This is a genomic window from Larkinella bovis (assembly GCF_042655385.1).
Lineage (GTDB): Bacteria > Bacteroidota > Bacteroidia > Cytophagales > Spirosomataceae > Larkinella > Larkinella bovis.
In genome coordinates this window covers 67578-90602 of record NZ_JBHSMA010000008.1, presented here as the reverse complement: position 1 = coordinate 90602, position 23025 = coordinate 67578, and the positions used below count along the sequence as shown (strand labels likewise).

The 23025-nt window shown below is 54.6% G+C and carries 14 protein-coding genes; 11 read left to right on the top strand and 3 right to left on the bottom strand.

What is annotated here, in order from left to right:
* The first annotated feature begins 20 nt into the window (after positions 1-20).
* The 6 genes from ACFPMF_RS20885 to ACFPMF_RS20860 all read left to right on the top strand — a co-directional run bounded on the left by ACFPMF_RS20885 (position 21) and on the right by ACFPMF_RS20860 (position 10386).
* Positions 21-1667 carry a RagB/SusD family nutrient uptake outer membrane protein gene (locus ACFPMF_RS20885; protein WP_379848682.1) on the top strand — a complete coding sequence of 549 codons (1647 nt, stop codon included), beginning with the start codon at positions 21-23 and terminating at the stop codon, positions 1665-1667.
* Positions 1668-1672: 5 nt separating this feature from the next.
* The gene (locus ACFPMF_RS20880) at positions 1673-4720 is read left to right on the top strand and encodes a PVC-type heme-binding CxxCH protein (RefSeq protein ID WP_379848681.1); all 3048 of its coding nucleotides are present in this window, start codon (positions 1673-1675) and stop codon (positions 4718-4720) included.
* A 157-nt stretch (positions 4721-4877) separates the two neighbouring features.
* Positions 4878-6212 (top strand): neutral/alkaline non-lysosomal ceramidase N-terminal domain-containing protein, encoded by a 1335-nt coding sequence (locus ACFPMF_RS20875; RefSeq protein WP_379848680.1) that lies wholly within the window; start codon positions 4878-4880, stop codon positions 6210-6212.
* A gap of 6 nt (positions 6213-6218) precedes the next feature.
* Entirely contained in the window at positions 6219-7043 is an 825-nt protein-coding gene (locus ACFPMF_RS20870; RefSeq protein ID WP_379848679.1) for a polysaccharide deacetylase family protein, read from the top strand.
* Positions 7044-7197: 154 nt separating this feature from the next.
* The gene (locus ACFPMF_RS20865) at positions 7198-8376 is read left to right on the top strand and encodes an aldose epimerase family protein (protein WP_379848678.1); all 1179 of its coding nucleotides are present in this window, start codon (positions 7198-7200) and stop codon (positions 8374-8376) included.
* Positions 8377-8448: 72 nt separating this feature from the next.
* Positions 8449-10386 (top strand): SGNH/GDSL hydrolase family protein, encoded by a 1938-nt coding sequence (locus ACFPMF_RS20860; RefSeq protein WP_379848677.1) that lies wholly within the window; start codon positions 8449-8451, stop codon positions 10384-10386.
* Between the two features lie 9 nt (positions 10387-10395).
* Here ACFPMF_RS20860 and ACFPMF_RS20855 read toward each other — a convergent pair whose 3' ends face one another.
* Positions 10396-10929 carry a hypothetical protein gene (locus ACFPMF_RS20855; RefSeq protein WP_379848676.1) on the bottom strand — a complete coding sequence of 178 codons (534 nt, stop codon included), beginning with the start codon at positions 10927-10929 and terminating at the stop codon, positions 10396-10398.
* 195 nt (positions 10930-11124) lie between these two features.
* Between ACFPMF_RS20855 and ACFPMF_RS20850 the strand changes: the two genes are divergently transcribed.
* The 3 genes from ACFPMF_RS20850 (at position 11125) to ACFPMF_RS20840 (ending at position 17500) form a co-directional block, all read left to right on the top strand.
* The gene (locus ACFPMF_RS20850) at positions 11125-12444 is read left to right on the top strand and encodes a Gfo/Idh/MocA family protein (protein ID WP_379848675.1); all 1320 of its coding nucleotides are present in this window, start codon (positions 11125-11127) and stop codon (positions 12442-12444) included.
* A gap of 116 nt (positions 12445-12560) precedes the next feature.
* Entirely contained in the window at positions 12561-15980 is a 3420-nt protein-coding gene (locus ACFPMF_RS20845; RefSeq protein ID WP_379848674.1) for a ThuA domain-containing protein, read from the top strand.
* A gap of 125 nt (positions 15981-16105) precedes the next feature.
* On the top strand, positions 16106-17500 hold the full coding sequence (locus ACFPMF_RS20840) for a cyclodeaminase/cyclohydrolase family protein (protein WP_379848673.1): 1395 nt from the start codon (positions 16106-16108) through the stop codon (positions 17498-17500).
* Between the two features lie 135 nt (positions 17501-17635).
* Here ACFPMF_RS20840 and bla read toward each other — a convergent pair whose 3' ends face one another.
* Positions 17636-18385: a subclass B1 metallo-beta-lactamase gene (bla, locus tag ACFPMF_RS20835; RefSeq protein WP_379848672.1), complete on the bottom strand. Its 750-nt coding sequence runs from the start codon at positions 18383-18385 to the stop codon at positions 17636-17638.
* Positions 18386-18485: 100 nt separating this feature from the next.
* Here bla and ACFPMF_RS20830 point away from each other — a divergent pair, with 100 nt between their 5' ends.
* Both ACFPMF_RS20830 and ACFPMF_RS20825 read left to right on the top strand, forming a co-directional pair.
* Positions 18486-19418: a M20/M25/M40 family metallo-hydrolase gene (locus ACFPMF_RS20830; RefSeq protein WP_379848671.1), complete on the top strand. Its 933-nt coding sequence runs from the start codon at positions 18486-18488 to the stop codon at positions 19416-19418.
* 177 nt (positions 19419-19595) lie between these two features.
* Entirely contained in the window at positions 19596-21470 is a 1875-nt protein-coding gene (locus tag ACFPMF_RS20825) for a serine hydrolase domain-containing protein (RefSeq protein WP_379848670.1), read from the top strand.
* Positions 21471-21549: 79 nt separating this feature from the next.
* On the opposite strand, the gene ACFPMF_RS20820 is transcribed toward ACFPMF_RS20825, so the two are convergent.
* Complete coding sequence (locus ACFPMF_RS20820) at positions 21550-22851, bottom strand: vanadium-dependent haloperoxidase (protein ID WP_379848669.1); 1302 nt, start codon at positions 22849-22851, stop codon at positions 21550-21552.
* Positions 22852-23025 lie beyond the last annotated feature (174 nt).

Here is a 23025-nt window from a genome sequence, read left to right as displayed (position 1 = left end):
TCCTAACCGACCTCCTCCTTATGAATCTGCATAAAATACGTATTTCCGGCAGCAAGGTCGTTTTGTTGCTGGCGACCCTGGGAGTCGTTTCCTGTAACAACTTTCTGGAAGTCATGCCCCGCGATCAGGTTGCCGATGGTATCGTCTGGACAGATCCGGGTACCGCCGATCTGTTTTTGAACAACGTTTACTCGGGTTTGCCCGGTCCTTTCAATAATTACGATCCGTGGGAAAACTATACGGACAACGCCATGAATGGGGTCAACGGCTCCACCAGCCGGACGTTGTACGCCAACTCGGTGTATACGCCCAGCAACGGACCCAGCTATTGGGGGCAGTACGCCAACATCCGCCGGGCCAATTTATTCATCGAGAAAGTAACGGAGTCGAGCCTGCCCGATACCTGGAAGAAAGGCAAGCTGGCCGAGGCCCGGTTTCTGCGGGCGTATTATTACCACTTGCTATGGACGGCCCACGGAGGGGTACCCATCATCACTAACACCCTGGACCAGAACAAGCAGGGGGATGAAATTTTCCGGGCGCGGAACACGGACGAGGAAACCTACAAGTTCATTGTGGATGAGTGTGCTGCTATTGTGGATGATCTGCCGCTGAAAGCCGAAGCGGGCCGGGCTTCCAAAGCCTCGGCTCTGACCTTGAAAGGCTGGTGTGAATTGTTCTGGGCGAGTCCGCTGAAAAATACGGCCAACGACAAAGCCCGCTGGGCGCTGGCGGCCGCTACCAATAAAAAAGTCATGGATCTGGGTTCGCACAGTTTATTCCCGGATTACGAAACGATGTTTTACGAGGGCAATAACAACAACGCGGAGGTGATCTTTGCCAAGCAGTACCTGGGCGGGACGGCCCTGGGGGGCGGCCGCGAAGGCTTGCAGGGCCCCTGGATCGTGGGCGGGGTGCAACGTGCCTGGGGGGGCGTTGACCCGACGCAGGAACTGGTGGACGAATACGCGATGGCGAACGGTTTGCCGATCTCCGACCCGGCTTCGGGCTATGATCCGCAGAAACCGTACGTGAACCGCGAAAAACGGTTTTACCAGTCGATTGTGTACGATGGATCGACCTGGGTAGGGGCCGAAATGATTATGAAACAGGGCGTCGGTAGTCGGAATGCAACGGATTTGAGTAATACCAACGAGGCAACGAATACGGGCTATTATTTGCGGAAAGGACTCGATCCGAAATACGCAATTAACGGTAATCATCAGTTAAGTAGCGCCAGTTTTATTATATTCCGGTTTGCGGAAGTATTGCTCAGTTATGCCGAAGCTCAGAACGAAGCCGTGGGGCCGGATGCATCGGTATACGAGGCTGTCAACAAGGTTCGGGCGCGCTCGGAACTGCCCGCGTTGAAAGCCGGATTGACGCAGACCGAAATGCGGGTGGCGATTCAGCGCGAACGCCGGGTTGAGCTGGCTTTTGAAGAGAAACGCTGGTACGACTTGATTCGCCTGAAACTGGCGGAAAAGAACCTGAACGGAACGCTCCACGCCATGAAAATTGAGCAGGTGGGTGGCAAGTGGACCTATACGGTTATTCCGGCACCAGACGGTTCACGGACGTTTTTTGCCAACAAAAATTACCTGCTGCCCATCCCGCAATCGGCGATGAACCAGAATACAAAACTGACCCAAAACCCGAATTATTGATGCGCGTGCGTGACCGAAGAAAAAAACAGTGGCGTTATTACGGTTTGATCACGGCCCTGGTGGTCGGGAGCCTGGCTTGTCAGAAGAAATCCGCCAGTTCGGGTATTTCACCGGAAGAAGCCCTGAAGACGTTCGAACTCGAACCCGGTTTTCAGATCGAACTGGTGGCCAGTGAACCGCTGGTGGCCGATCCGGTGGCGATGGAAATCGACGAAGATGGACGGTTTTACGTGGTGGAAATGCACGGCTACCCGCTCGATAAAAGCGGTTCCGGAAAAATAAAGCTGCTCACCGATACCGACGGCGACGGCCGGATGGACCAAAGTACGGTTTTTGCCGACAACCTGGTGTTGCCCACCGGCGTCATGCGCTGGAAAAAAGGGATTCTGGTGACCGACGCGCCGGATGTCCTGTACCTGGAAGACACCGATGGCGATGGCAAAGCCGATGTGCGCGAAAAAATCCTGACCGGTTTTGCGCTCTCGAATCCGCAGCATAACGTCAACAGTCCGCTACTGGGGCTGGATAACTGGATTTACCTGGCGCATGAATCGGCGGTGACGGCCCAGGTGTACAAGGACGAATTTGGCGACCGGGGCAGCGACATCCTGTACCCGAAAAAACCAGATGGGGTCCGGCTTCCCGACAATGCCAGTGGACGCAGCATCCGGTTCCGGCCCGATCGCTACGAACTGGAGCCGGTGGCCGGCAATACGCAGTTTGGTCATTCGTTCGATGCCTGGGGAAACCGGCTGCTGGTCAGCAACGCCAACCATGCCTACCACGAAGTGCTGACGACGCCCTACCTGCAACGAAACCCGAATTTGCTGGTGTCGAACGTAACCCAGTCGATTTCGGACCACGGCAATGCGGCTGAGGTATTTCCGATTACCAAAAATCCGGAACATCAGCTGCTCACCGATGTGGGCGTGATCACCTCGGCCTGCGGCCTTACCCACTATTTGGGTGGAGCCTTTCCGGCCAAATACGACAGTGTGACGTTTGTGGCCGAACCCGTCAGCAACCTGATTCATTTTGACAAGATTACCGACCAGGGTGCCAGTTTTAAGGCCAGCCGGGTACAGGCGCATAAGGAGTTCCTGGCGTCGACGGATGCGTGGTTTCGGCCGGTGAATATGTACATTGGGCCGGACGGGGCGCTGTATATCATTGATTATTACCGTCAGATTGTTGAACACCCCGAATGGATGGCCGACGATGTGGTGAAGTCCGGGGCCTTGTACAACGGTACGGAGCAGGGCCGGATTTACCGTATCACACCGAAAGGAACCCAACCCGCCAGCTGGAATAAAGACCTGCTGGGCAAAGCAACCAATGCCGACCTGATCGAGAAATTGGGAAATAAGAACATCTGGTGGCGTCGGCACGCCCAACGGCTTTTGCTCGACCGGGCGACTCCGCAGGACGTGGCCGCGCTGGAGAAAATGGCCCAGAACCCGGCTTTGCCGCTTGGGCGTCTCCATGCGCTCTGGACCCTCGAAGGGCTGGATAAACTGCGCCCCGAGCTGATTGCCGGGGCCCTGAAAGATCCGGTTCCGGGGGTGCGGACCAATGCCATCAAATTGGCCGAACTCCATTTGAAAACCGCCCCGGCACTGATTCCGACCCTGCTGGCCATGCAGTCCGACGGTGACCCGAAAGTACGGTTTCAACTGTTGTGTACCCTGGGCTTTGTCGAAACGCCCGCAGCGGCCGCGGTTCGGCAGCAGTTGCTGTTTGCCGATATCAACGATCAATGGGTACAGCTGGCGGCTTTGTCGGCCCCTTCGTCCCAGAATGGCGAATTGCTCAAGGCGGTTTTGGCCCGGTTTAAATCCGACGTACCGGCCTACGGTTCGCTGGTCGAACGACTCAGTGCGATGGCCGGAGCGAGCCAGCCTCCGACGACCATCCATACCTTATTGCAAAAAGCCGTGGCTCCGGTTCCGGCGGGTCGGGAGACCTGGCAAGCGTCCCTGATTAAAGGCATTGGGCAGGGTTTGAAACGACGGGACGAATCGCTGGCGTCGAATTTTCAGACGGAACAGGCGTTGCTGATGCAAACCTTTTTCGATCACCCGTCGGCTTCGGTTCGGACGGCCTGTCTGCACGTATTGCGGGTGATCGGCTTGCCCGAAACCGCCCCGGCAACGGCGGCTCTGCAACGGGCCGCGCAAACGGCGACCAATCCTGAAAAATCGGTGGAGCAACGGGCGGAAGCCATTAGCTTTCTGGCGCTTCGTGATCCGGCGTCCCAAAAACCGCTGCTAAAAAAGCTGGTGACGCCGAACGAACCGCTTTCGGTGCAGGTGGCGGCTTTACAGGCGATGAGTTCCATCGACGACGAAACCGTGAGCGAGTACGTCCTGCAACAGTGGCCGGTCATGACGCCGGATATCCGGGAGCCAGCCATCGCCACCTTCTTTGCCGGTTCGGAAAAGGTACGACCAACGCGTACCAGGCTGTTGCTGGATGCCGTTGAAAAAGGCATTATCGACCAGAGCAGCATCGGCTGGCCCCGAAGTGTGGGGTTAATGGCCAGTGGCGACAAAGCCCTGCGTGACCGGGCGCGGGTGCTGCTGACCAAAAAGGACCGGCAACGCGATGAGGTAATCAAACAGTACCAAGCCGCGCTGGAAATGAAGGCTGATGCGGAAAAGGGGATGTTGGTTTTTCAGCAGAATTGCGCCCTTTGTCACCAGATCGGCGGTTCCGGTGGCGTCTCGTTCGGGCCGGATCTGGCCACCATCCGAAACCGTCGGCCGGCGTCGATCCTGGGTGATATTCTGGACCCGAACCTGTCCATTGCCGACGGCTACGACCTCTGGACCATCACCCTGAAAAACGGCGAAACCGTACAGGGGCTCATTCCGACCGAAACCCCAACGGCGCTGACCGTACGCAACCAGGGCGGAATCGAAACCACCATTGCCCGGCAGGATATCGAATCGCTGAAAGCCATGAATATGTCGGCGATGACGGCCGGTCTGGAAAAACAGATCAATCCGCAGCAGATGGCCGATTTGCTGGCCTACATCCGGCAGGCGAAATAGGTTTACAGTTTATGGTATACGGTTTTTAGTTTACGGTTTTCAGTCGCTGACGCATTCTTATTCCTTCGTCAGCATGTCTGTACACGCAGTAGCTACTGTAAACCATAAACGGAAAAACCGTAAACTGTACACTGAGTACAAAAACAACCCTAAACCCATGCTCTTTTTTCAACCTCTACTCAACAGGGTTCCGATTCGGAAATTGTTTCTCCTGATCGCGGTTTCACTGCTACTGCCCACCATCAGTCCGGCTTTTGATACGAAAGCGGGCGGTTTTCGGGCGGCTGTCGTCAAAGTCGATATTACGCCGGAAGGACACCAGATGCTGCTCGGCTACGGAGCCCGCCGTTCTACGGGCGTTTACGACAAAATTTATCACCGCATTGTAGTGATGGACGACGGCAAAACGCAGTTTGTGATGGTTTCCTCCGATATCTGCGTGATGTCACCCACCGAATACGATAAAGTGGCGGCCCGGCTTTCGAAAGAACTGGGGATTGCTCCGGTCAATTTCTGGTGGACGCTGACCCATACGCATTCGGCGCCGGAAGTGGGCCCACCCGGTTTGCCCGAGCTGTTTATGGGCGAGCGGTACCGCCATAAATTCGACTCCGATTATACCGAAGTAGTGGAGCGAAAACTGATTGAGGCCGTCCGGGAAGCGCGGAATAAGCTGGCCCCGGCGCGGCTGGGCGTCGGCTGGGGATTATCCAATGCCAATATCAACCGCCGGGGTAAAGGCGTTGACGGCAAAGCCTTTTTAGGCATGGACCCCGACGGAGCCGTTGATCGCCGGATTGGGTTAATCCGGCTGGAAAAGGCTGATGGTAGCCCGTTGGCCCTGCTCGGAAACTACCCCATTCACGGCACCGTAATGGGGGGAGAAAATCTTCTGATCAGTGGCGATGCGCCCGGGGTGGTTGCCGAATACGTCGAACAACAGGTTGGGGCGCCGATGCTGTTCATCAACGGGGCCGCCGGAAATTTAGCGCCGATCTACAGCGTTTACCCCAGTCCGCAGGCCGGGAAGCTGCATCAGTTCAAGGTATTACTGGGCGATAAAGTCATTGCCGCTAACAAAAATCTGAAAGCGACCACCGATCAGGTGACCCTCAAATCGGGCGGGATTACCGTCGAAACACCCCGGAAAGAAGGACTGGGCTGGCTCCCGTATCTGAGCGACTATACGCGCACCACGAAAGCCGGGGTCAACCTGGTTCGGTTGCCGGTTCGGTTTCTGCACATCAATGATGACATTGCCATCTGGAGTGCTCCGCTGGAGTTATTCTGTGAAATCTCAAACGAGGTCAGAGATCGTTCGCCCTACCCGTATACTTTTTATTACGGGTACACGAACGGCTGGCTGGGGTACTTGTTGACGGAAGCCGAAATACCGCACGGTGGGTATGAAGTAACCGTTTCTCCGTTTTCGCCTTCGGCCGGGAAAGACCTGACCGATGCGGTTGTCAATCATTTACAAGGTAAAAAATAACGTTCTATGAAGCGAAATGGATTATTACGCGCTGCGGCCCTGTTGGGGGCGCTGATCAGCTTGTCGTTTTTGGGTGGAATCGAGCCGCCTTCCCAAACCGCGGCTCCCATTACCTGGCCCAACGGCAAGAAAGTGGCCGTCAGCCTGAGCTTCGACGATGCCCGGCTGAGCAACGTCGATAAGGGGACGGTTCTGCTCGACCAGTACGGCGTCAAAGCGACCTTCTTTGTGGTGCCATCGGCCGTCAAACAGCGGCTGGAGGGCTGGAAGAAAGCCGTTGCCAGCGGGCACGAAATGGGGAATCACTCCGTCAATCACCCGTGCAGCGGCAACTTCGTCTGGTCGCGGGGGAAGGCGCTGGAAGACTATACCCCCGAGAAAATGCGGGCTGAACTCATTGAAGCCAACAAGCAGGTGCAGGAGTTGCTGGGTGTGAAACCGGAGGTGTTTGCGTATCCGTGTGGACAGATGTTTATTAATCGTGGGAAAAATACGCAAAGCTATGTCCCCATTGTTGCCGATCTGTTTATCAGCGGACGAGGCTGGCGCAACGAGGCCCCGAACGACCCGTCGTATTGCGACATGGCGCAGATTTACGGCATGGAAATGGACGGCAAGGATTTTGGCGAGATCAAAGAACTGATTGAGGGTGCGCGTAAATCCGGCCAGTGGCTGGTGCTGGCCGGCCACGAAACCGCCGAATCCGGCAATCAGACCACGCGTCTGGCGATGCTGAAACAACTCTGCGAATACGCCAACGATCCGGCCAACGGCGTCTGGATCGCGCCCATTGGGGAAGTCGCCAAATACGTGCAGAAACAACGAAAATAAATAGAGATGGTAACTTGTCAGCCCCCGGTTACTAACCGGGAGGCTGATTGATGGTATATGGTTTACGGTTTTATAGTCTGATTATGCGGTTTTTGTTAATGCAATTCCCCCTTTCAGCTATAAGTCGTAAACCGATTAACTAGTTGAAAAACGGATGAAAAAACAAGCGGGTCGTTCGGTCTTTTTGGGGACTTTGGTGGGCTTTGCCAGTCTGGTGGGGTTATTGGGATTTGCCGGTAAAAACCGGGTTGAAAAAGACGGAGAAACCGCTCCGCAGCGGGCGGAGATTCGGAAAGAACGGTTTGGGCAGACGGCCGACGGGACACCCGTGGATCTCTTTACGCTCGACAACAAAAACGGGATGGTGGTGAAAATTACCAACTTTGGGGCCACCATCACCTCGATTGCGGTGCCGGATAAAAACCGTCAGCCGGGCGATGTGGTGCTGGGTTTCGACAACCTGACCAATTACCTGTCTGGTCAGCCTTATCTGGGCGCACTGCTGGGACGCTACGGTAGTTTCATCGGCCACGGACGGTTTTCCATCGATGGCAAGGCCTACCAACTGGCGACCAATGCCGGAACCAATCACCTGCACGGCGGGAAGGTCGGGTTTGATAAAAAAGTCTGGCAGGCGCAGGAAATCCGATCCGGGCAGCATATCGGTTTGCGAATGAGCTACCGGAGCCCGGATGGCGAGGAAGGGTTTCCCGGGCAACTGGACGCGAGCGTTACTTTTACCCTCAATGCACGCAATGAACTCCGCATCGACTACGGAGCCCGGACCGATCAGAAAACACACGTCAACCTGACGCACCACAACTACTTTGACCTGTCGGCGGGGCAAGCCAGCACGATTCGGCAGCACGAGGTCCGGATCGATGCCGATCGGTACGTGGTGATGGATTCGAAAATGGTGCCTACCGGCGAACTGCGGACGGTGAAAAATACCGCCCTGGATTTTACGAAACCCACGGCCATCGGCGCCCGACTGGACCAATTGCCCGGCGCGTATGACCATAATTTTGTGCTGAATCGCCCGGATGATGGCAAGCTGCGGCTGGCGGCCACGGTTTGGGAACCGGTCAGCGGCCGGTTACTGGAAGTCTCCACCACCGAACCGGGCCTGGAACTGGCCACGGCCAACTGGCTGAACGGGAAACTAAAAGGGAAAGAAAACCGGGCATACGCTAGCCAGGCCGGGTTTTTGCTGTATCCGCAACACCTGCCCGATTCGCCCAACCAACCCTCGTTTCCATCGACTTTGCTGGAACCCGGCAAGGTCTATCGCCAGACGACGGTGTACCGGTTTTCGGTAAAAAATGGCAAATAGCCTTTGCAAGGCCGCTTTTTTGAGTAGAAAACAAGGCAGAAAGGCTTCCGAAAGAAGTTGATATTATTTCCTATGCGCCTGTCCCTGCTTTTCGTTTGCCTGTTTGGGGTACTATCTATTACCGGTTTACAAGCACAATCCACCGAAACGGTTTCGCCCTGGCACAGCTTCGAAAAAGTAGAATTTAAGCTGAACGATATTCCCGCCCGGTACATCAAACCGCGCAAACCGCTGCCCGGTAATCCGTGGGTCTGGCGGGCACACTTCCCCGACTGGCACGTCGAGATGGACAGCATCCTGCTCGAACGCGGTTTTCACATTGCCTACATCAACACCAACGACCAGTACGGAGCACCGAAGGCCATGATGGCCTGGGACGATTTTTACGATTACCTGGTCACGAAAAAGGGCTTCGCGCCGAAAGTGGCGCTGGAGGGCGTCAGCCGGGGTGGTTTGTACGTCTACGCCTGGGCCAAACGGAATCCGGCGAAGGTCAGTTGCATCTACGCCGAAGCGCCGGTTTGTGATTTCAAAAGCTGGCCCGGTGGCAAGGGAAACGCCAAAGGTGACGCCAAATCGTGGCAGCAACTGCTGGCGGTTTACGGGTTGACGGAAGAACAGGCGCTGGCGTACGACGACCAGCCGTTCGATAATCTGGGCGGCCTGGCGGCTTACAAAGTACCCATCCTGCACGTGATCAGTCTGAACGACAAAGTCGTACCCAACGAGGAGAATACCTTCAAACTCGTGGAGCGCTACCAGCGACTTGGCGGGCCGACCACGGTTTACAGCATGTCGCGGGGGGAGCAGCGGCTCGACGGGCACCATTTCCCGATTGAGCACCTGAATTGGTGGGCCGATTTCATCCAGCAAAATTCGTATCCCGTTCAAAAACCGCTAGCGCACAAACCGTACGTACAGGTCCGGAACGGTTTACCGAATGCGTACCGGGCTATTACGGAACAGAAAAAGGCCACGGTGGCCTTTCTGGGAGGCTCCATTACCTACAATCCGGGCTGGCGTGACAAGGTGAGCCGGTATTTGCAGGAGACGTTTCCACAAACTGAATTTACGTTCATCAAGGCCGGAATTCCGTCGCTGGGTAGTTTGCCCCACGCATTCCGGGTGGAGCAGGACGTGCTGAGCAAGGGCAAAATTGACCTGCTGTTTCTGGAAGCTGCCGTCAACGACCGTGCCAACGGTACCGACAGCCTGACGCAGCTCCGGGCGCTGGAAGGCATTGTGCGTCACGCCCGCAAAAACAATCCGGCGGTGGATGTGGTGCTGATGGAATTTGCGGACCCCGACAAATCCGGTGATTTCCGGCAGGGGAAAAAACCGGCTGAACTGTTGAATCACGAGCGGGTGGCGGCCCATTACCAACTGCCCTCCATCGATCTGGCCCGCGAAGTTTACGACCGGATCCAGGCCCGTGAACTTTCGTGGGAATACGATTTCAAGGACCTGCATCCGTCGCCCTTTGGGCAGGAGGTTTACTTCCAGACCATCAAGTACCTGCTGAAGGCGAGTTTTCAGGCCGCGGCTTCGGTCAAACCGCTGGCGACCCCGGCCCCGCTGCACCGCAGCAATTTCGAGCGCGGGCGGTACGTGCCGATTCAGGAAGCAAAACTGGGTAGTGGGTGGAAGCTGGTCGACAACTGGAAGCCGGCGGATGGGGCGTCAACGCGTGCCGGTTTTGTGGATCGACCAATGCTGGAAGCCACCGGGCCGGGTGCTACGCTGACCCTGAATTTTGCGGGAACTGCCGTCGGCATAGCTCTTGTGTCGGGGCCGGATGCGGGTGAAATCGAATACCGCATCGATAACGGGCCGTACCGGAAAATGGACCTGTATACTCAGTGGAGCCATCAACTGCATTTGCCGTGGTACAAGCTGTTTGCCGGTGACCTGTCCGACCGGAAACACACCCTTCAGTTGCGAATCGCCCCCACGAAAAACCCGAAAAGCAAAGGGAACGCCTGCCGGATTGTGTATTTCCTGGCCAATTAACCGCCGGTTCTACCACGAAGTGGGCAGGAACGTGCTGACGTTGGTATCGCCAGCATTGAACCGCACCACCAGATTGGTCTTGCCGTTGCTGCCGGTTTTTACCGCGTAGTAGTAGGTTTGGGCCTTTAGTTCCGAGCGGTCCATTTTCCGGTTAACGTTTTTGTTCGGGAAGCACGAGTAAAATCCCCGATAGTGCCCTTCGGTTGGAGTGGTCGTAAAGGACCCCTCGGTTTCGTTGAAATCCACGCTGCCTTTTTCGAAGGTAAAGGCTTCGGTTTTACAGCCGGAATAATCGCGGGTGGTGGCGACAAAATACTTCTCGTACGTACCCTCTTTCTTGAAGTCGAACATGACGGCCAGCTCGAAGGGATTGCCCTGGTACTTGCCGTCGTACGACCAGAATTCACTCATGGCGAAGGAGCCATACATCCATTTTCCGGCGGTTTCCGTCGGCACGTGGCCACCCGGTATAACGGCATCGGTGTCTTTCTTACAACTGCCCAACAGCGCCACGGCCAGGAGCGTGATAACGAACGTTTTCATGTGTTTATCAATGTTTGGTGTTTACTGTTCTGGCCGCAAAGTTGGCGGGTCGTCTTTTTTTGCCCAGTGCCAAGCCGGTTGAAACGGAAAAAGCTTTCCCTGAAACGGCGGTGCGGGCGACCTTTTTGTACGCTATAGTAAATCCGGCGGTTTTTTCTCTTTTGGAGACAGAGCTAAATCAACTTCCAAACCCTCATGGAAAAAGAACCTTCTAGCGCCCTTTCCCGGCGGAAATTTATCGGACAGGCTTCGGCGGCCTTGTCAGCTTTTGTGATTGTTCCTCGCTATGTGCTGGGCGGAAAAGGGTATCTGGCCCCGAGCGACACGATTAACCTCGGCTTTATCGGCACCGGCAAACAAAGCCGGGGGCTGGCCCGGAATTTTCTGGCCACAGGTCAGACCCGGATTCTGGGGGCCAGTGAGGTCTATAAAGCCAAGCGCGACCTGTTCATTGACAACCTGAAAGCGTATTATCAGAGTGAGGAGGGGCAAAAAGCCAAAGGAACCATTACGGATATTCAGGCCTATTCGGATTTTCGGCAACTGCTGGGCCGCAAGGAGATCGACGCCGTGGTCATTGCCGCGCCCGACCACTGGCACGCGGTCATGGCCGTGAAAGCCGCCGAAGCCGGAAAAGACGTGTATTGTGAAAAACCGCTGGCGCTGACGATTAAAGAAGGCCGGGCGATGGTGAACGCGACCCGCAAAAATAACCGGGTGTTCCAGACCGGCAGCATGCAGCGTTCCTGGCCCGAATTCCGGCAAACCGCCGAACTGATCCGCAACGGCTACCTGGGCGAAATCAAACACATTAAAGTCAACGTCGGGCCTCCGCCGAAAAAATACGATCTGCCCGCCGAACCCATCCCGGAAGGTCTGGACTGGGCCATGTGGCTGGGACCCAACGAGCCGGTTCCGTTCAATTCCGAACTGGCTCCGCCGATTACGAAAGACGTGTTTCCGAACTGGCGGAATTACAAGGAGTTCGGGGGCGGGATGGTGACCGACTGGGGGGCGCACATGTTCGACATCGTGCAGTGGGCGCTCGACATGGACCATAGCGGTCCCGTGGAAGTGATTCCGCCGGACGGCAAAGACCATAAATTCCTGACGTATCGGTACGAAAACGGCATTACGATGACCCACGAACCCTGGGAGTGGAACAATGCCATTCAGTTTGTCGGCTCGGAAGCGACGCTGAATATTCAGCGGAAAAAGCTGGAAACCAATCCGGTGACGCTCGCGGCCAAGGTAATTGGCGCGGATGAGAAGCACGTTTACCACAGCGAAAACCACTACAGGGATTTTCTGGATGCGATGCGGAAACGCAGCAAACCCATCTGTGATGTCGAAATTGGTCACCGCACGGCCACGGTCTGCACCCTTGGTAACATCGCCTACGACCTGAAGCGCCCGCTGAGCTGGGATCCGAAAAAGGAGCAGTTTAAGAAAGACAAGGAAGCCAATGCCAGGCTGGAGCGTCCGCTGAAAACCGAATGGGCGATTAAGGTGTAGCCCGGTATAAAAACCGTTAAAACGGTTCCAACAAACGGGTACCGCGGGCTGTTAGCAGGCGGTACCCCTGGTCAACAAACGGTTAAAGCCGTTCTCTGAATTTTTCCCCAATCTCTATGCTAACCTCTATCAAAACCGGTTCGATTGTCACCGCCCTATGTGCCCTGGTGGCTACCGCCGGGAGCTTTTACGGCTGTCAATCACCGAAGGCGGCCATCGGCTCGTCGCAAACCACCGCACAGCCGACGGCAGCCGCGGCCCCGGCTACTCCGCCGAAACTACTGCGCATTCTGGTGTTTTCCCGCACCAGAGGGTTTTACCACGAATCCATTCCGACCGGTATTGCGGCCCTGCAAAAGCTCGGAAAGGAGAACGGTTTTCGGGTCGATACCACCAAAAACGGGGCGTATTTTGTCGAAGACAGCCTGAAGAACTACAGCGCCGTGGTGTTTCTGAGCACCACCGGCAACGTCCTGAATGCCGATCAGCAGGTGGCGTTTGAGCGCTACATTCAGGCCGGGGGCGGTTACATGGGTATTCACGCGGCCGCCGATACCGAGTACGACTGGCCGTGGTACAACAAACTCGCCGGGGCCTACTTTCTGCACCACCCCAAGCAGCAGAAAGCCGCCATCGATGTCATCGACAAAAACCACCCATCGACGAGTTTCCTGCCCGATCGCTGGGAGCGGTTTGACGAATTGTATAGCTACAAAAGCCTTAATCCCGACGTGAAAGTGCTGGCGAAACTGGACGAAAGCACGTACGAAGGGGGCCGCAACGGTGACAATCACCCCTTTGTCTGGTACCACGAGTTTGACGGTGGCCGCGCGTTTTACACCGGCGGGGGGCATACGCACGAGAGTTTCAGCGAACCGCTGTTTGTGCAGCATTTGATCGGCGGGTTGCAATACGTGATCGGCGAGAACAAACTGCTCGATTATTCGAAAGCGTACGCGGTGAAAACACCGGACGAAACCCGGTTTGTGAAAACCGTGCTGTCCAACGACCTCAACGAACCGATGGAACTGGCCGTGGCCCCCGATGGCCGGGTGTTTATGGTCGAGCGGGCGGGCAAGTTTTACATGTACGACCCGAAAACCAGAAGTACGAAACTGGTCTACGATTTTCCGGTGAAAGCCGTCGAGAAGTATTTGAACGGGTTGCTGGGGATGACGATCGATCCGAATTTCGCCCAAAATCATTTCCTGTATTTCTTCTACACGATTCAGGACGGTGAGCAGACGAAGCAGCGGATCGGGCGGTTTGTGATGAACGACGATGGCACACTGGACCTCAAATCCGAAAAAGCCATCATCGAGTTTCCGATCGACCTGGAAGTGAGCGCGCATACCGGCGGGTCAATGGCCTGGGACAAACACGGCAACCTGTTCATTTCGACGGGCGACAATACGGTGCCGTTTGAGTCAAGCGGTTTTTCGCCAACCGACTGGCAGGCCGGGCGGCTGACCTTCGATGCAGCCCGGTCGGCCGGTAACACGAACGATCTGCGCGGAAAAATTCTGCGGATTCATCCCGAACCCGACGGCTCCTACACCATTCCCGAAGGCAATTTATTTCCGAAAGGCATGGACAGAACCCGGCCCGAAATCTACGTGATGGGCTGTCGGAACCCGTACCGGATTTCGGTCGATCCCGAAACGTCGATTGTCTACTGGGGGGAAATCGGGCCGGATTCGGGCACCGATGGACCGCAGGGACCACGCGGGTACGACGAATTTAATCAGGCCAAAAAAGCCGGAAATTTCGGCTGGCCGTTTTTCGTCGGCAACAACAAACCGTATAAGGCCTACGATTTTGCGACCAAAACCGTGGGTGCGGAATTCGATCCGAACGCGCCGGTGAACAACTCGCCGAACAATACCGGTTTGAAAAATCTGCCGCCCGTGACGAAGGCGATGGTCTGGTACCCCTACAACAAATCCGACGAATTTCCCGAACTCGGAACGGGCGGACGCTGCGCGATGGGCGGGCCGGTGTATCATTTCGATGCGAACCTGAAATCGGACGTGAAGCTGCCGGATTACTACGACAAAGCGCTGTTTATGTACGACTGGATGCGAAATTGGGTATACGCCGTGCGACTGGACGAAAACCAGAATTACAAGCGCATGGAAGCGTTTATGCCGCAACGGGGTGATTTTCGGCGGCCGGTCGATATGGAAATCGGGCCCAAAGGTGAGATTTATATGCTGGAATACGGTTCGGTGTACGGGATCGATAACGAAGATGCGCGGCTGGTCAAGATTGAGTATAACCCCGGAAACCGGGCACCGGTGGCCCACGTTGCCGCCCGCGACACGATCGGTCTGGCTCCGCTGAAAGTGGCCTTCAGCAGTCGCCGGAGCTACGATTTCGACGAGGACGATCAACTCCGCTACGAGTGGCGGTTTGAGGGCAATCAGGTTGGTTCGACCGAACCGAATCCGACCTACACCTTCCAGAAAAACGGTATTTACAACGTAACCCTGAAAGTAACCGATCCGGCGGGGGCCAGTTCGGTGGATACGCTGGAAATCAAGGTGGGCAACACGCTGCCGCAGGTCGCCATTGCCACGACCGACAACAGCACGTTCTTTTTCGCCGATCAGACGCCGTTTAAGTACGCGGTTGATGTAAAGGATAATGAAGATAAAACGATTGATCCGAAAAAGGTGAAAGTGGCGCTGAACTACATCCCGAAAGTAGCGGGCAACGAACCGCTGGTCGGGCATCAGCAGATCACCAGTTCGTTTAACCTGGGCAAAAGTCTGATGCAGGGCAGCGATTGCAAAGCCTGCCACCAGATCAACGGCAAGTCGGTGGGGCCGTCGTTTATGGAGGTGTCCAAAAAATACCGGGGTGACAAAACCGCCCTGACGCGGCTTGCCAACAAGGTGATTACCGGCGGGGGCGGGGTGTGGGGCGACCACGCCATGAACGCCCACCCGCAGTTGTCGCGGGAAGACGCAACCGAAATCGTGAAATACGTACTGGCGGTGTCGAACGAGCAGCCGGATGTCACCTTGCCGCAGCAGGGCAGTACGGTTTTGAAGGAACACGTGGGCAAGGAGCAGACGGGGCGTTACATTCTGTCGGCTTCGTATACGGATAAGGGTGGGGCCATTACCCCCCTGACGAGCAGCCAGAGCTTGGTGCTGCGTCCGGCGAAAGTGATTGCCGGGGAAGCCGATGAGGTGTACAACATGAACCGCCAGCGCGGGCGACTGAGTGCCAGCCGCAGCAAAGCCTATTTTGTGCTGAAAGGCGTGGACCTGAAAGGCATCCGGAAGCTGACGTACCAGGTGGCGTCGAAAGACCATGACGGCACGATCGAGGTGCATACCGGATCGGCAAAAGGGCCGGTGATCAGCACGGTGAACTATACCGCCACGGGGGCCTGGAACAAAACCGCCGAGTTATCCGCCCCGATTCAGGATCCCGGCAGCAGGCAGGATTTGTACTTCGTTTTTGTGAACGGCGATCCGAAAGCCCAGAATATTGGCGGAGTGAGCTGGGTGGAGTTTGGGAAGTAAAATACAGTTTTTGGATGAGTAGGTAGACTCCGCAGTCTTTCAGGCTGCGGTTTTTTATTCACCAGAAACCAAATGTAAAATATTTAACAAAAAAGTTATCTTTACTAAAATGAAAAAATATATTAATGAGCACTGATTTACTACAACTTCCAACTCGGTATTTACTAAATAAAATAGGTGCAGGTAATCATAAACCCGGCTCTGGTAGTGCCGCTGCCCTTAATGGGATTTTAAGTTGTAAGCTTTTGAATACAGTTATTGAATTGACGCTTGATCCAAAAAGAGAAAAAAAATATTATCATTGTAAAAAGGAGTTTGAAGAGATAAGGGATAAAATTACTAAAGATATCGGGCCGCGTTTAGAAACTTTATTTCAAGAAGATTCAATACAATTTGATAAAGCAATTCAAAAAAGGAAGGAGCGAGATAATGAACAAAATCAAAAATTAAAGAACGCTCTTCAAGAAGAATCCCTCCGTGAATTAAGATTGTCAACTGAAATCCCCATAGAAATTGCTAACCTCTGTATTCAACTTGCAAAATATTCTGTTGTTGTATTTCATAAAGGCTTTAAATCCGCCAGGGGGGATTCAGGTGTGGCTTTAGGTAGTTCTCTTTCAGGCCTTACAGGTTGTATTTCTATTATAAGCCTAAATCTTCAATCGTTTCCTAAAAGTGTTTGGACTGATTCAATTCAAATTCAGAAAAAGAAATTAAAAGATGAATTTGATGCTCTTAACAAGGAAAATTTTACATTAATGAATGCTCTTGATGAAGAAGCAGATAAAAAAAGCCAATTTCTAGCAGAATTTATTGAAATTAGAAATTCATTGTACGGAAAATCTAATATATCCCATGCCGATATCGAAACTTTAGTAAGACGAATTCAAAACGCACTATGGAAGTATAAAGAATTGATATGGACTTCTAGCCCTCCTACAAATTTTCTTGGCGTACTGAGACCACAAAAAGTTATAGAACTTTTAAAGTATGCATTTCGTAAAGTACATACCTTAGGAGTTAATGAGCAGGGTGAAGAAATTGCTGGAATAATTAATAATGAAAATTATACTATTATAGTATCAGCTATGTATAAGCCGGAGGTTATTGGTTTTACTACTGCTCATGAACTTGGACATGCTCTATTGCACGATAAAATTGAACTTCATCGAGATTTACCGTTAGATGGTTCGGAAATAGGGTGGTATAGGCCTATTGAAGAAATACAAGCGGATAAATTTGCGGCTGTATTTTTGATGCCCAAAAAAATCGTAGTTCAATCTTTTTATGAACGATTTCAAATTAAGCGGTTTACGATTAACGAGAACACTGCACGTTTACTTAATAGTACGACTTATGAACTTCGCAAGAAGGTAAAAACTAAGCGTGACCTGTCTCGGATAGTTGCAAAATGTGAATATTACAATTCGACACCCTTTAGTTCATTATCAAAAATTTTTCAAGTTTCAATGGAAGCAATGGCTATTAGATTAGAAGAGCTAGATTTGGTAGCATTATAAAATTAAAACCAACAATACAGCGAATGTAGCACCCCAAAGCGCGAGAATCTGGAACCTGGATACAAGAACTTCAAAAGGAAGGAGCGTGAGCGCCAAACTTTTAAAAATTGAACACGGTTTAGGTGGAAATGTTTCTCACCGTTGCTTCGCCCCATGCTTCTCCAGCAACCGCAGGGTGTGGTCCAGCGCTCGGGTGTCGCTCCATTCCTCATGGCCGGGCACCACGATCTTCGCCGTGCCAAACTGGCTCTGAACCCGGCGGATGGAGTTTGCCCATTCCTTCAGGTTGGCGTCGGCGACGTTGCCCATCCCGAAAGCCGCCACACTCTTGACAAAACAGCCGCCGTGTAAAATCCGCTGATTCGGTAGCCAGACCACAATGTTGTCGCTCGTGTGCCCTTCGCCGGGAAAATAACACCGGATTGGTTCCTGTCCAATCGTAAAGGTCGTATCGTTCGGAAGGATGCCTTCGGGCGATTCGTACCCGAGTTTCACCGATTTCTGAGCCGTCAACGGGGTGCTGATCACGCGGACACCGGCTTTTAGGAGTGCGCTGATGCCACCCACGCGGTCTTCGTGGGCGTGCGTGACAATGCAAAGCCGGACGGGTTGACGCAGGTTGTCGGCCACCCACCGTAGCAGTTGCCGGGTATTGTCGGTATTGCCGTCGCTGTCCCAACCCGTGTCCACCAATACAATACCGTCCTTTGTTTTGATAATCAGTCCGTTGGAGGGGATGCTGTTGTTCTGGTACACCCCGTAGGTGCTATGGACAAGCACCTGATCAGTAAGGGGCGTCACCAACAGTTTCGGATTTTGGGTGGCTTGCGCGTGGGCAAAACCGTGAAAAAGGATGGCGAAAATGAATGCCGTCAGAAGGCGCATGGGATAAAAACCGGGTTGCTGAAAAGTGAGTTCACCAATTGAAACATCAGGCTACAGAATTGAACGTACAAAGTTGCGAAAATGATCTACTTTTGCGGGCATGATGAATCGTATTCTTGCCTTATTTCTTCTCACAACGGCCCCGCTCCTGGCGCAGGAGCCTTCCGCTGACCGCATTCAGAAACACATCGAAAAACTGGCGTCCGACCGCATGAAAGGGCGTGGCACCGGCAGCCGTGAAAACGCGAAAGCAGCCGCCTACATTGCCAAACACTTCCGAAAATATGGCCTGAAACCGCTGGGCGAAGACGGGTATTACCAGCCTTTTACGGCGAAAGTCCGGCGGGTGGTGGTGCCTGACAGCCTGCGCAAAGCCGCCAACGTGATCGGTTTTCTGGACAACGGGGCCGCCCACACGATCGTCATTGGCGCGCACTATGACCACCTCGGCCTGGGCAATCAGGGCAGTTCGCTGGACAAAAATCCGCAGGGTCAGATTCATAACGGGGCCGATGACAACGCATCCGGCGTGGCCGGTTTGCTCGAACTGGCGCAGTATTACGCCAAAAATGACGTCAAAGAACCGTATAACTTCCTGTTTATGGCCTTCGGGGCCGAGGAACTCGGGTTGCTGGGTTCCCGCCATTTCCTGAACCACCCGACCCTGCCGCTCGACCGGATGAATTTCATGATCTGCATGGACATGATTGGCCGGTATGATCCCAACCGGGGCGTGGGCATCGGGGGCTACGGAACCGCCGACGCCTGGCCGGCGGTTTTTCAGGACGTCACCGCCGGGGTGAAATTCTTCACCGACCGGGCGGGCAACGGCGGCTCCGACAACGCGGCTTTTTACGCGAAGCAGATTCCGGTGCTGTTTTTCCATACCGGCGGCCACCCCGACTACCACAAACCGACCGACGATCCCGGGAAAATCGACGCCAAAGCGGAGGAGGAAATCCTGAAGCTGGAAATCAAGCTGATCGATAAGGCCATGCGGTTGCCCAAAATGACCTTTACGCCGGTGCAGTAAAGAAGGGCCGTTTTATGCCGTAGAAAGTCAGGGAAGAGCGAAAGAATAGTGGATGGATTCGTACTAACGGGTTCTTTATCTATCCGCTCTCTTCTTTTGTCTCTTGTTTTGGAAAGCGGCTGGAAATGAACTGGAAACGTAGTATCTTGAGCGTTTTCAAAAGCAACCGGTTTTCGGATGACGCCCGCAAAGAAACTCCTTGGTACAGCCTTTTTCTTTTTCTTCAGCTTCTTTCCGGGGTTCCTTCAGGCGCAGGAAAAAACGAAGGCACCGCAAACGATACCGGAATTGCAACGGGCCATTAAAACCGTCCTGAACGAAACCGGAACCCCGGCGGTCGGGGTGGCGCTGGTGCAGGGTGATAGTGCCATCTGGGTCGCGGGGCTGGGGCTGGCCAATCGGGAAAAGAAAGTGAATGCTACCGCTAATACGCTGTTCCGAATCGGTTCCGTGTCGAAGATGTTCGTGTCGCTGGCCGTTTTGAAACTTCAGGAAGAAGGCCGGATCAGTCTGAAAGCCAAGGTTCGGGAGCTGGCTCCGGAAATCGCGTTTACGAATCCCTGGGAAGACACCGTCCCGATTCGGGTCGAGCATTTGCTGGAGCACACCACGGGCTGGGACGATATGCACCTGGCCGATTACGCCCTCAACGATCCGAACCTGACGCTGAAACAGGGGCTCGATTTTCTGCCGGACACGCGGACGTCCCGCTGGATGCCGGGTACGCGGATGGCCTACAGCAATTCGGGGCCGCCGGTAGCCGCCTACATCATCGAAAAACTAACCGGTCAGCGGTTTGAAGACTACATTCAGACCCATTTTTTTCAACCGCTGGGCATGACAACGGCCACGTATTTTGCGTCGGATCTTTACCGGCAACGGGGCGCAACCCTGTACATGAACAACGATCCCCAGCCCTACTGGAACATCAGCGTTCGTCCATCGGGAGCCATCAATGCGTCGCCGAACGACATGGCCCGGATGCTGCGGTTTTTTATCAATCGCGGCCAGGCTGGCGGTCGGCAAATCGTGGGTGAGGCCTCCCTGAAACGCATGGAAACACCGTCTACCACCACCGGTGCCCGGGCTGGGCTGGACTACGGATACGGTCTGGCTAACTATTCGACGCCGTTTAAGCAATTTGTGTACCGCTCCCACAGTGGCGGGGTAAACGGCGGAATGGCCGATTTTTCGTATCTGCCGGAACAGCGGGTGGGCTACGCCATCATGATCAATACCACGAATGGAAACGCCCTGAACCGGATTAGCGACCTGATCCGGAATTTTCAAACCGCCCCGTTTCGGACCGATTCGATCCGGAAAAAACCGGTCGCGCAGGCGTTTGACGATGCGATTACGGGCTACTACATTCCGATTAACCCACGGGTACAGCGAATGTATTTTCAGCAGCGGATAGCGGAGGGAAAACGCATCTGGCGGAACGGCAATTTCCTCTTTAGCCGCAACCTCTTCGGGGGCGGTTTAGAAACCCACGTTGCCGTTGCCAACGGGCGCTATGCTTCGGCTGAAACCGGTAAAATCAGTGTGGTGCAGGTAAATGATCCGCTGGCAGGGGAAGTCGTGCATATTGGCTCCCAGGTGCTGATGCCGGTTTCGCCGGTCTTGGCATTCGGTCCACCCATTCTCCGGTTCATCTGGATACTCTATCTGCTGGGGTCACTGGTTTTCGGCAGCATCTGGTTCATCCGGTACTGGCGGACCCGCCGGGGCTCCCGGGAGACGCGCAACGTGATTCTGTGGCCTTTTCTGACCAGCCTGCTCTTTCTGGCAACCACGATTCTGGGCATCATTGGCGGACTCGACCCGATGGAACGGCTGGGAAAAATAGGGTTTCTGTCGGTTTCCGCACTGGTCTTGTCCGTTCTTTTTGCGTTGGCGGCTGTCTGGTCCGTTGTCACGGTCGTTCGCGAACGGAAGGCACCGGTGAGCCGAACCATTTACTGGCATACCGTCGTGCTATCGGTTCTCCATTGCATCGCGACCGGTTATCTGACCTGGTTCGGGGCGATTGGCGTCCCCACCTGGCAGTAAAGAGAAACCGGCGAACGAAAAAAACGGACAGAAAAACCTTCCGCCCGTTTTCCGGTAGCCTCCTGCAAGGAGTTCACATCTACTTTTTAAACTTCAGTTTCTGACCAATGGTATTGGCAATGGTTTTGCCCTGCACCAGACTGACTTCGCAGGTTTTGCGGTAATGAATGCCCGCGTATAGCCGCGATTTACTGGCTTCACTGGCGGCTTCTTCGAAGGACTTGTACGAGCGGGGACTGACACCCGGCACGTTAAACGGTTTGTCCGTATACGGGTAATTGGCTCCGAAAATCAGCGTCAGGGTTTGGGCCGCAGCCGCCGACATCACCGAGTGGCCGGAGGGATATTCGGGGTGCGCCGGTGTCGGGATCACGGTATTCCAGGCAGGGTGATTCATGACCGTGCGGATATAAGTCACCGGTCGGACGCCTACATAGCGGTATTTCCCCTTGAAGAGGCTCACGGCCCCGTCTGACATCGCGATGCCGAGTTGCGCAAAAGCGACCGCTGCCACATCCAGTTTGGGTTTTTCAAGGGCCAGCACCTGGCTGAGTACGTTGTGCCAGAGGTTGTCGGGCCAGAAATTGGCCATCGCACGCTGGTCGTCGGTCAAGGTTTTCGAAATGTCATACAACTCCTTTACCTGGGCGTAATACGCGGAATTGATGTCTTCCGAATACGGAATCGGGTCGCCCTGCTCAGCCCCGGCATCGCTGTTAGCCACCAGGGTGCGGCATTTCCCGTAATGGGGCAAGGCGGGCGGACCAAAGGCGGGTGGGGTAGGGACCCAGTACTGCGCTCCAACGGGAAGCGAGTAGGGCGTTGGGTTGTCGAAACCGTCCGATTTTGACCATTCGAACACTGCTGCCGCGATTTTCTTGCCAAATTCCGCCGAACGATTGAGTTCTTCCCCGGAACTTTCTTTCCGATAGAGAACGGTATTGGCCGCTTCCAGCGAATCGATGGCGGTTTTGAGGGCTGCCGACGCATTGGGAAACTGGCTGCGGCTCATGGCCGCCATCGCAGCATTGGCACAGGCCGGCCAGTAATAACGGGCGTTGGGCGTGACGGTGGGCAACCCGGTCAGCCCGTTGAGTTGCGGAGCAATCGACTGGTACCCCGCCAGACCCGGTGCAATGGATTCGTACAGGGCGATACCCGAATAGGCAAACCGGCGGGCCACCAGCGGTTGCGAAACCGGGGCCGGTTGATTCAGTCGGAGTTGCAGCGTTAACCAGCTCGTCACCACATCGGCCGAAAAACCGGTCGCGTCGGAGGAAGTCGGGGGCTGGTGATCCAGGCAGGAGGTAACGAGGAAAGAACAGAGCAGGAGCCAGAGGGCCTGTCGCCGGGCGCTACGTGGAGAGATGAATGTGTTCATTGGAAATGGTGTGTGGATGTGTGTTGCATGTGGGCGGGAAGGTTTCCGAAACCGCTGCAAAGTTCTGAATGGATCGGGGACCGAAAATCACCGGATTCGGTGATTTTTATTCACGGAATTCCGTGATTTTGGGCCCGGATGGGCTGAAATGGGGAAGGAAAGGAGGGTGAAAAT

What these genes read in the sequence shown, in the direction of transcription:
- ACFPMF_RS20885 (WP_379848682.1), top strand. Translation starts at nt 21, where the DNA reads ATGAATCTGCATAAAATACGTATTTCCGGCAGCAAGGTCGTTTTGTTG.
- ACFPMF_RS20875 (WP_379848680.1), top strand. Translation starts at nt 4,878, where the DNA reads ATGCTCTTTTTTCAACCTCTACTCAACAGGGTTCCGATTCGGAAATTG.
- ACFPMF_RS20870 (WP_379848679.1), top strand. Translation starts at nt 6,219, where the DNA reads ATGAAGCGAAATGGATTATTACGCGCTGCGGCCCTGTTGGGGGCGCTG.
- ACFPMF_RS20865 (WP_379848678.1), top strand. Translation starts at nt 7,198, where the DNA reads ATGAAAAAACAAGCGGGTCGTTCGGTCTTTTTGGGGACTTTGGTGGGC.
- ACFPMF_RS20860 (WP_379848677.1), top strand. Translation starts at nt 8,449, where the DNA reads ATGCGCCTGTCCCTGCTTTTCGTTTGCCTGTTTGGGGTACTATCTATT.
- ACFPMF_RS20855 (WP_379848676.1), bottom strand. Translation starts at nt 10,929, where the DNA reads ATGAAAACGTTCGTTATCACGCTCCTGGCCGTGGCGCTGTTGGGCAGT.
- ACFPMF_RS20850 (WP_379848675.1), top strand. Translation starts at nt 11,125, where the DNA reads ATGGAAAAAGAACCTTCTAGCGCCCTTTCCCGGCGGAAATTTATCGGA.
- ACFPMF_RS20845 (WP_379848674.1), top strand. Translation starts at nt 12,561, where the DNA reads ATGCTAACCTCTATCAAAACCGGTTCGATTGTCACCGCCCTATGTGCC.
- ACFPMF_RS20840 (WP_379848673.1), top strand. Translation starts at nt 16,106, where the DNA reads ATGAGCACTGATTTACTACAACTTCCAACTCGGTATTTACTAAATAAA.
- bla (WP_379848672.1), bottom strand. Translation starts at nt 18,385, where the DNA reads ATGCGCCTTCTGACGGCATTCATTTTCGCCATCCTTTTTCACGGTTTT.
- ACFPMF_RS20830 (WP_379848671.1), top strand. Translation starts at nt 18,486, where the DNA reads ATGATGAATCGTATTCTTGCCTTATTTCTTCTCACAACGGCCCCGCTC.
- ACFPMF_RS20825 (WP_379848670.1), top strand. Translation starts at nt 19,596, where the DNA reads ATGACGCCCGCAAAGAAACTCCTTGGTACAGCCTTTTTCTTTTTCTTC.
- ACFPMF_RS20820 (WP_379848669.1), bottom strand. Translation starts at nt 22,851, where the DNA reads ATGAACACATTCATCTCTCCACGTAGCGCCCGGCGACAGGCCCTCTGG.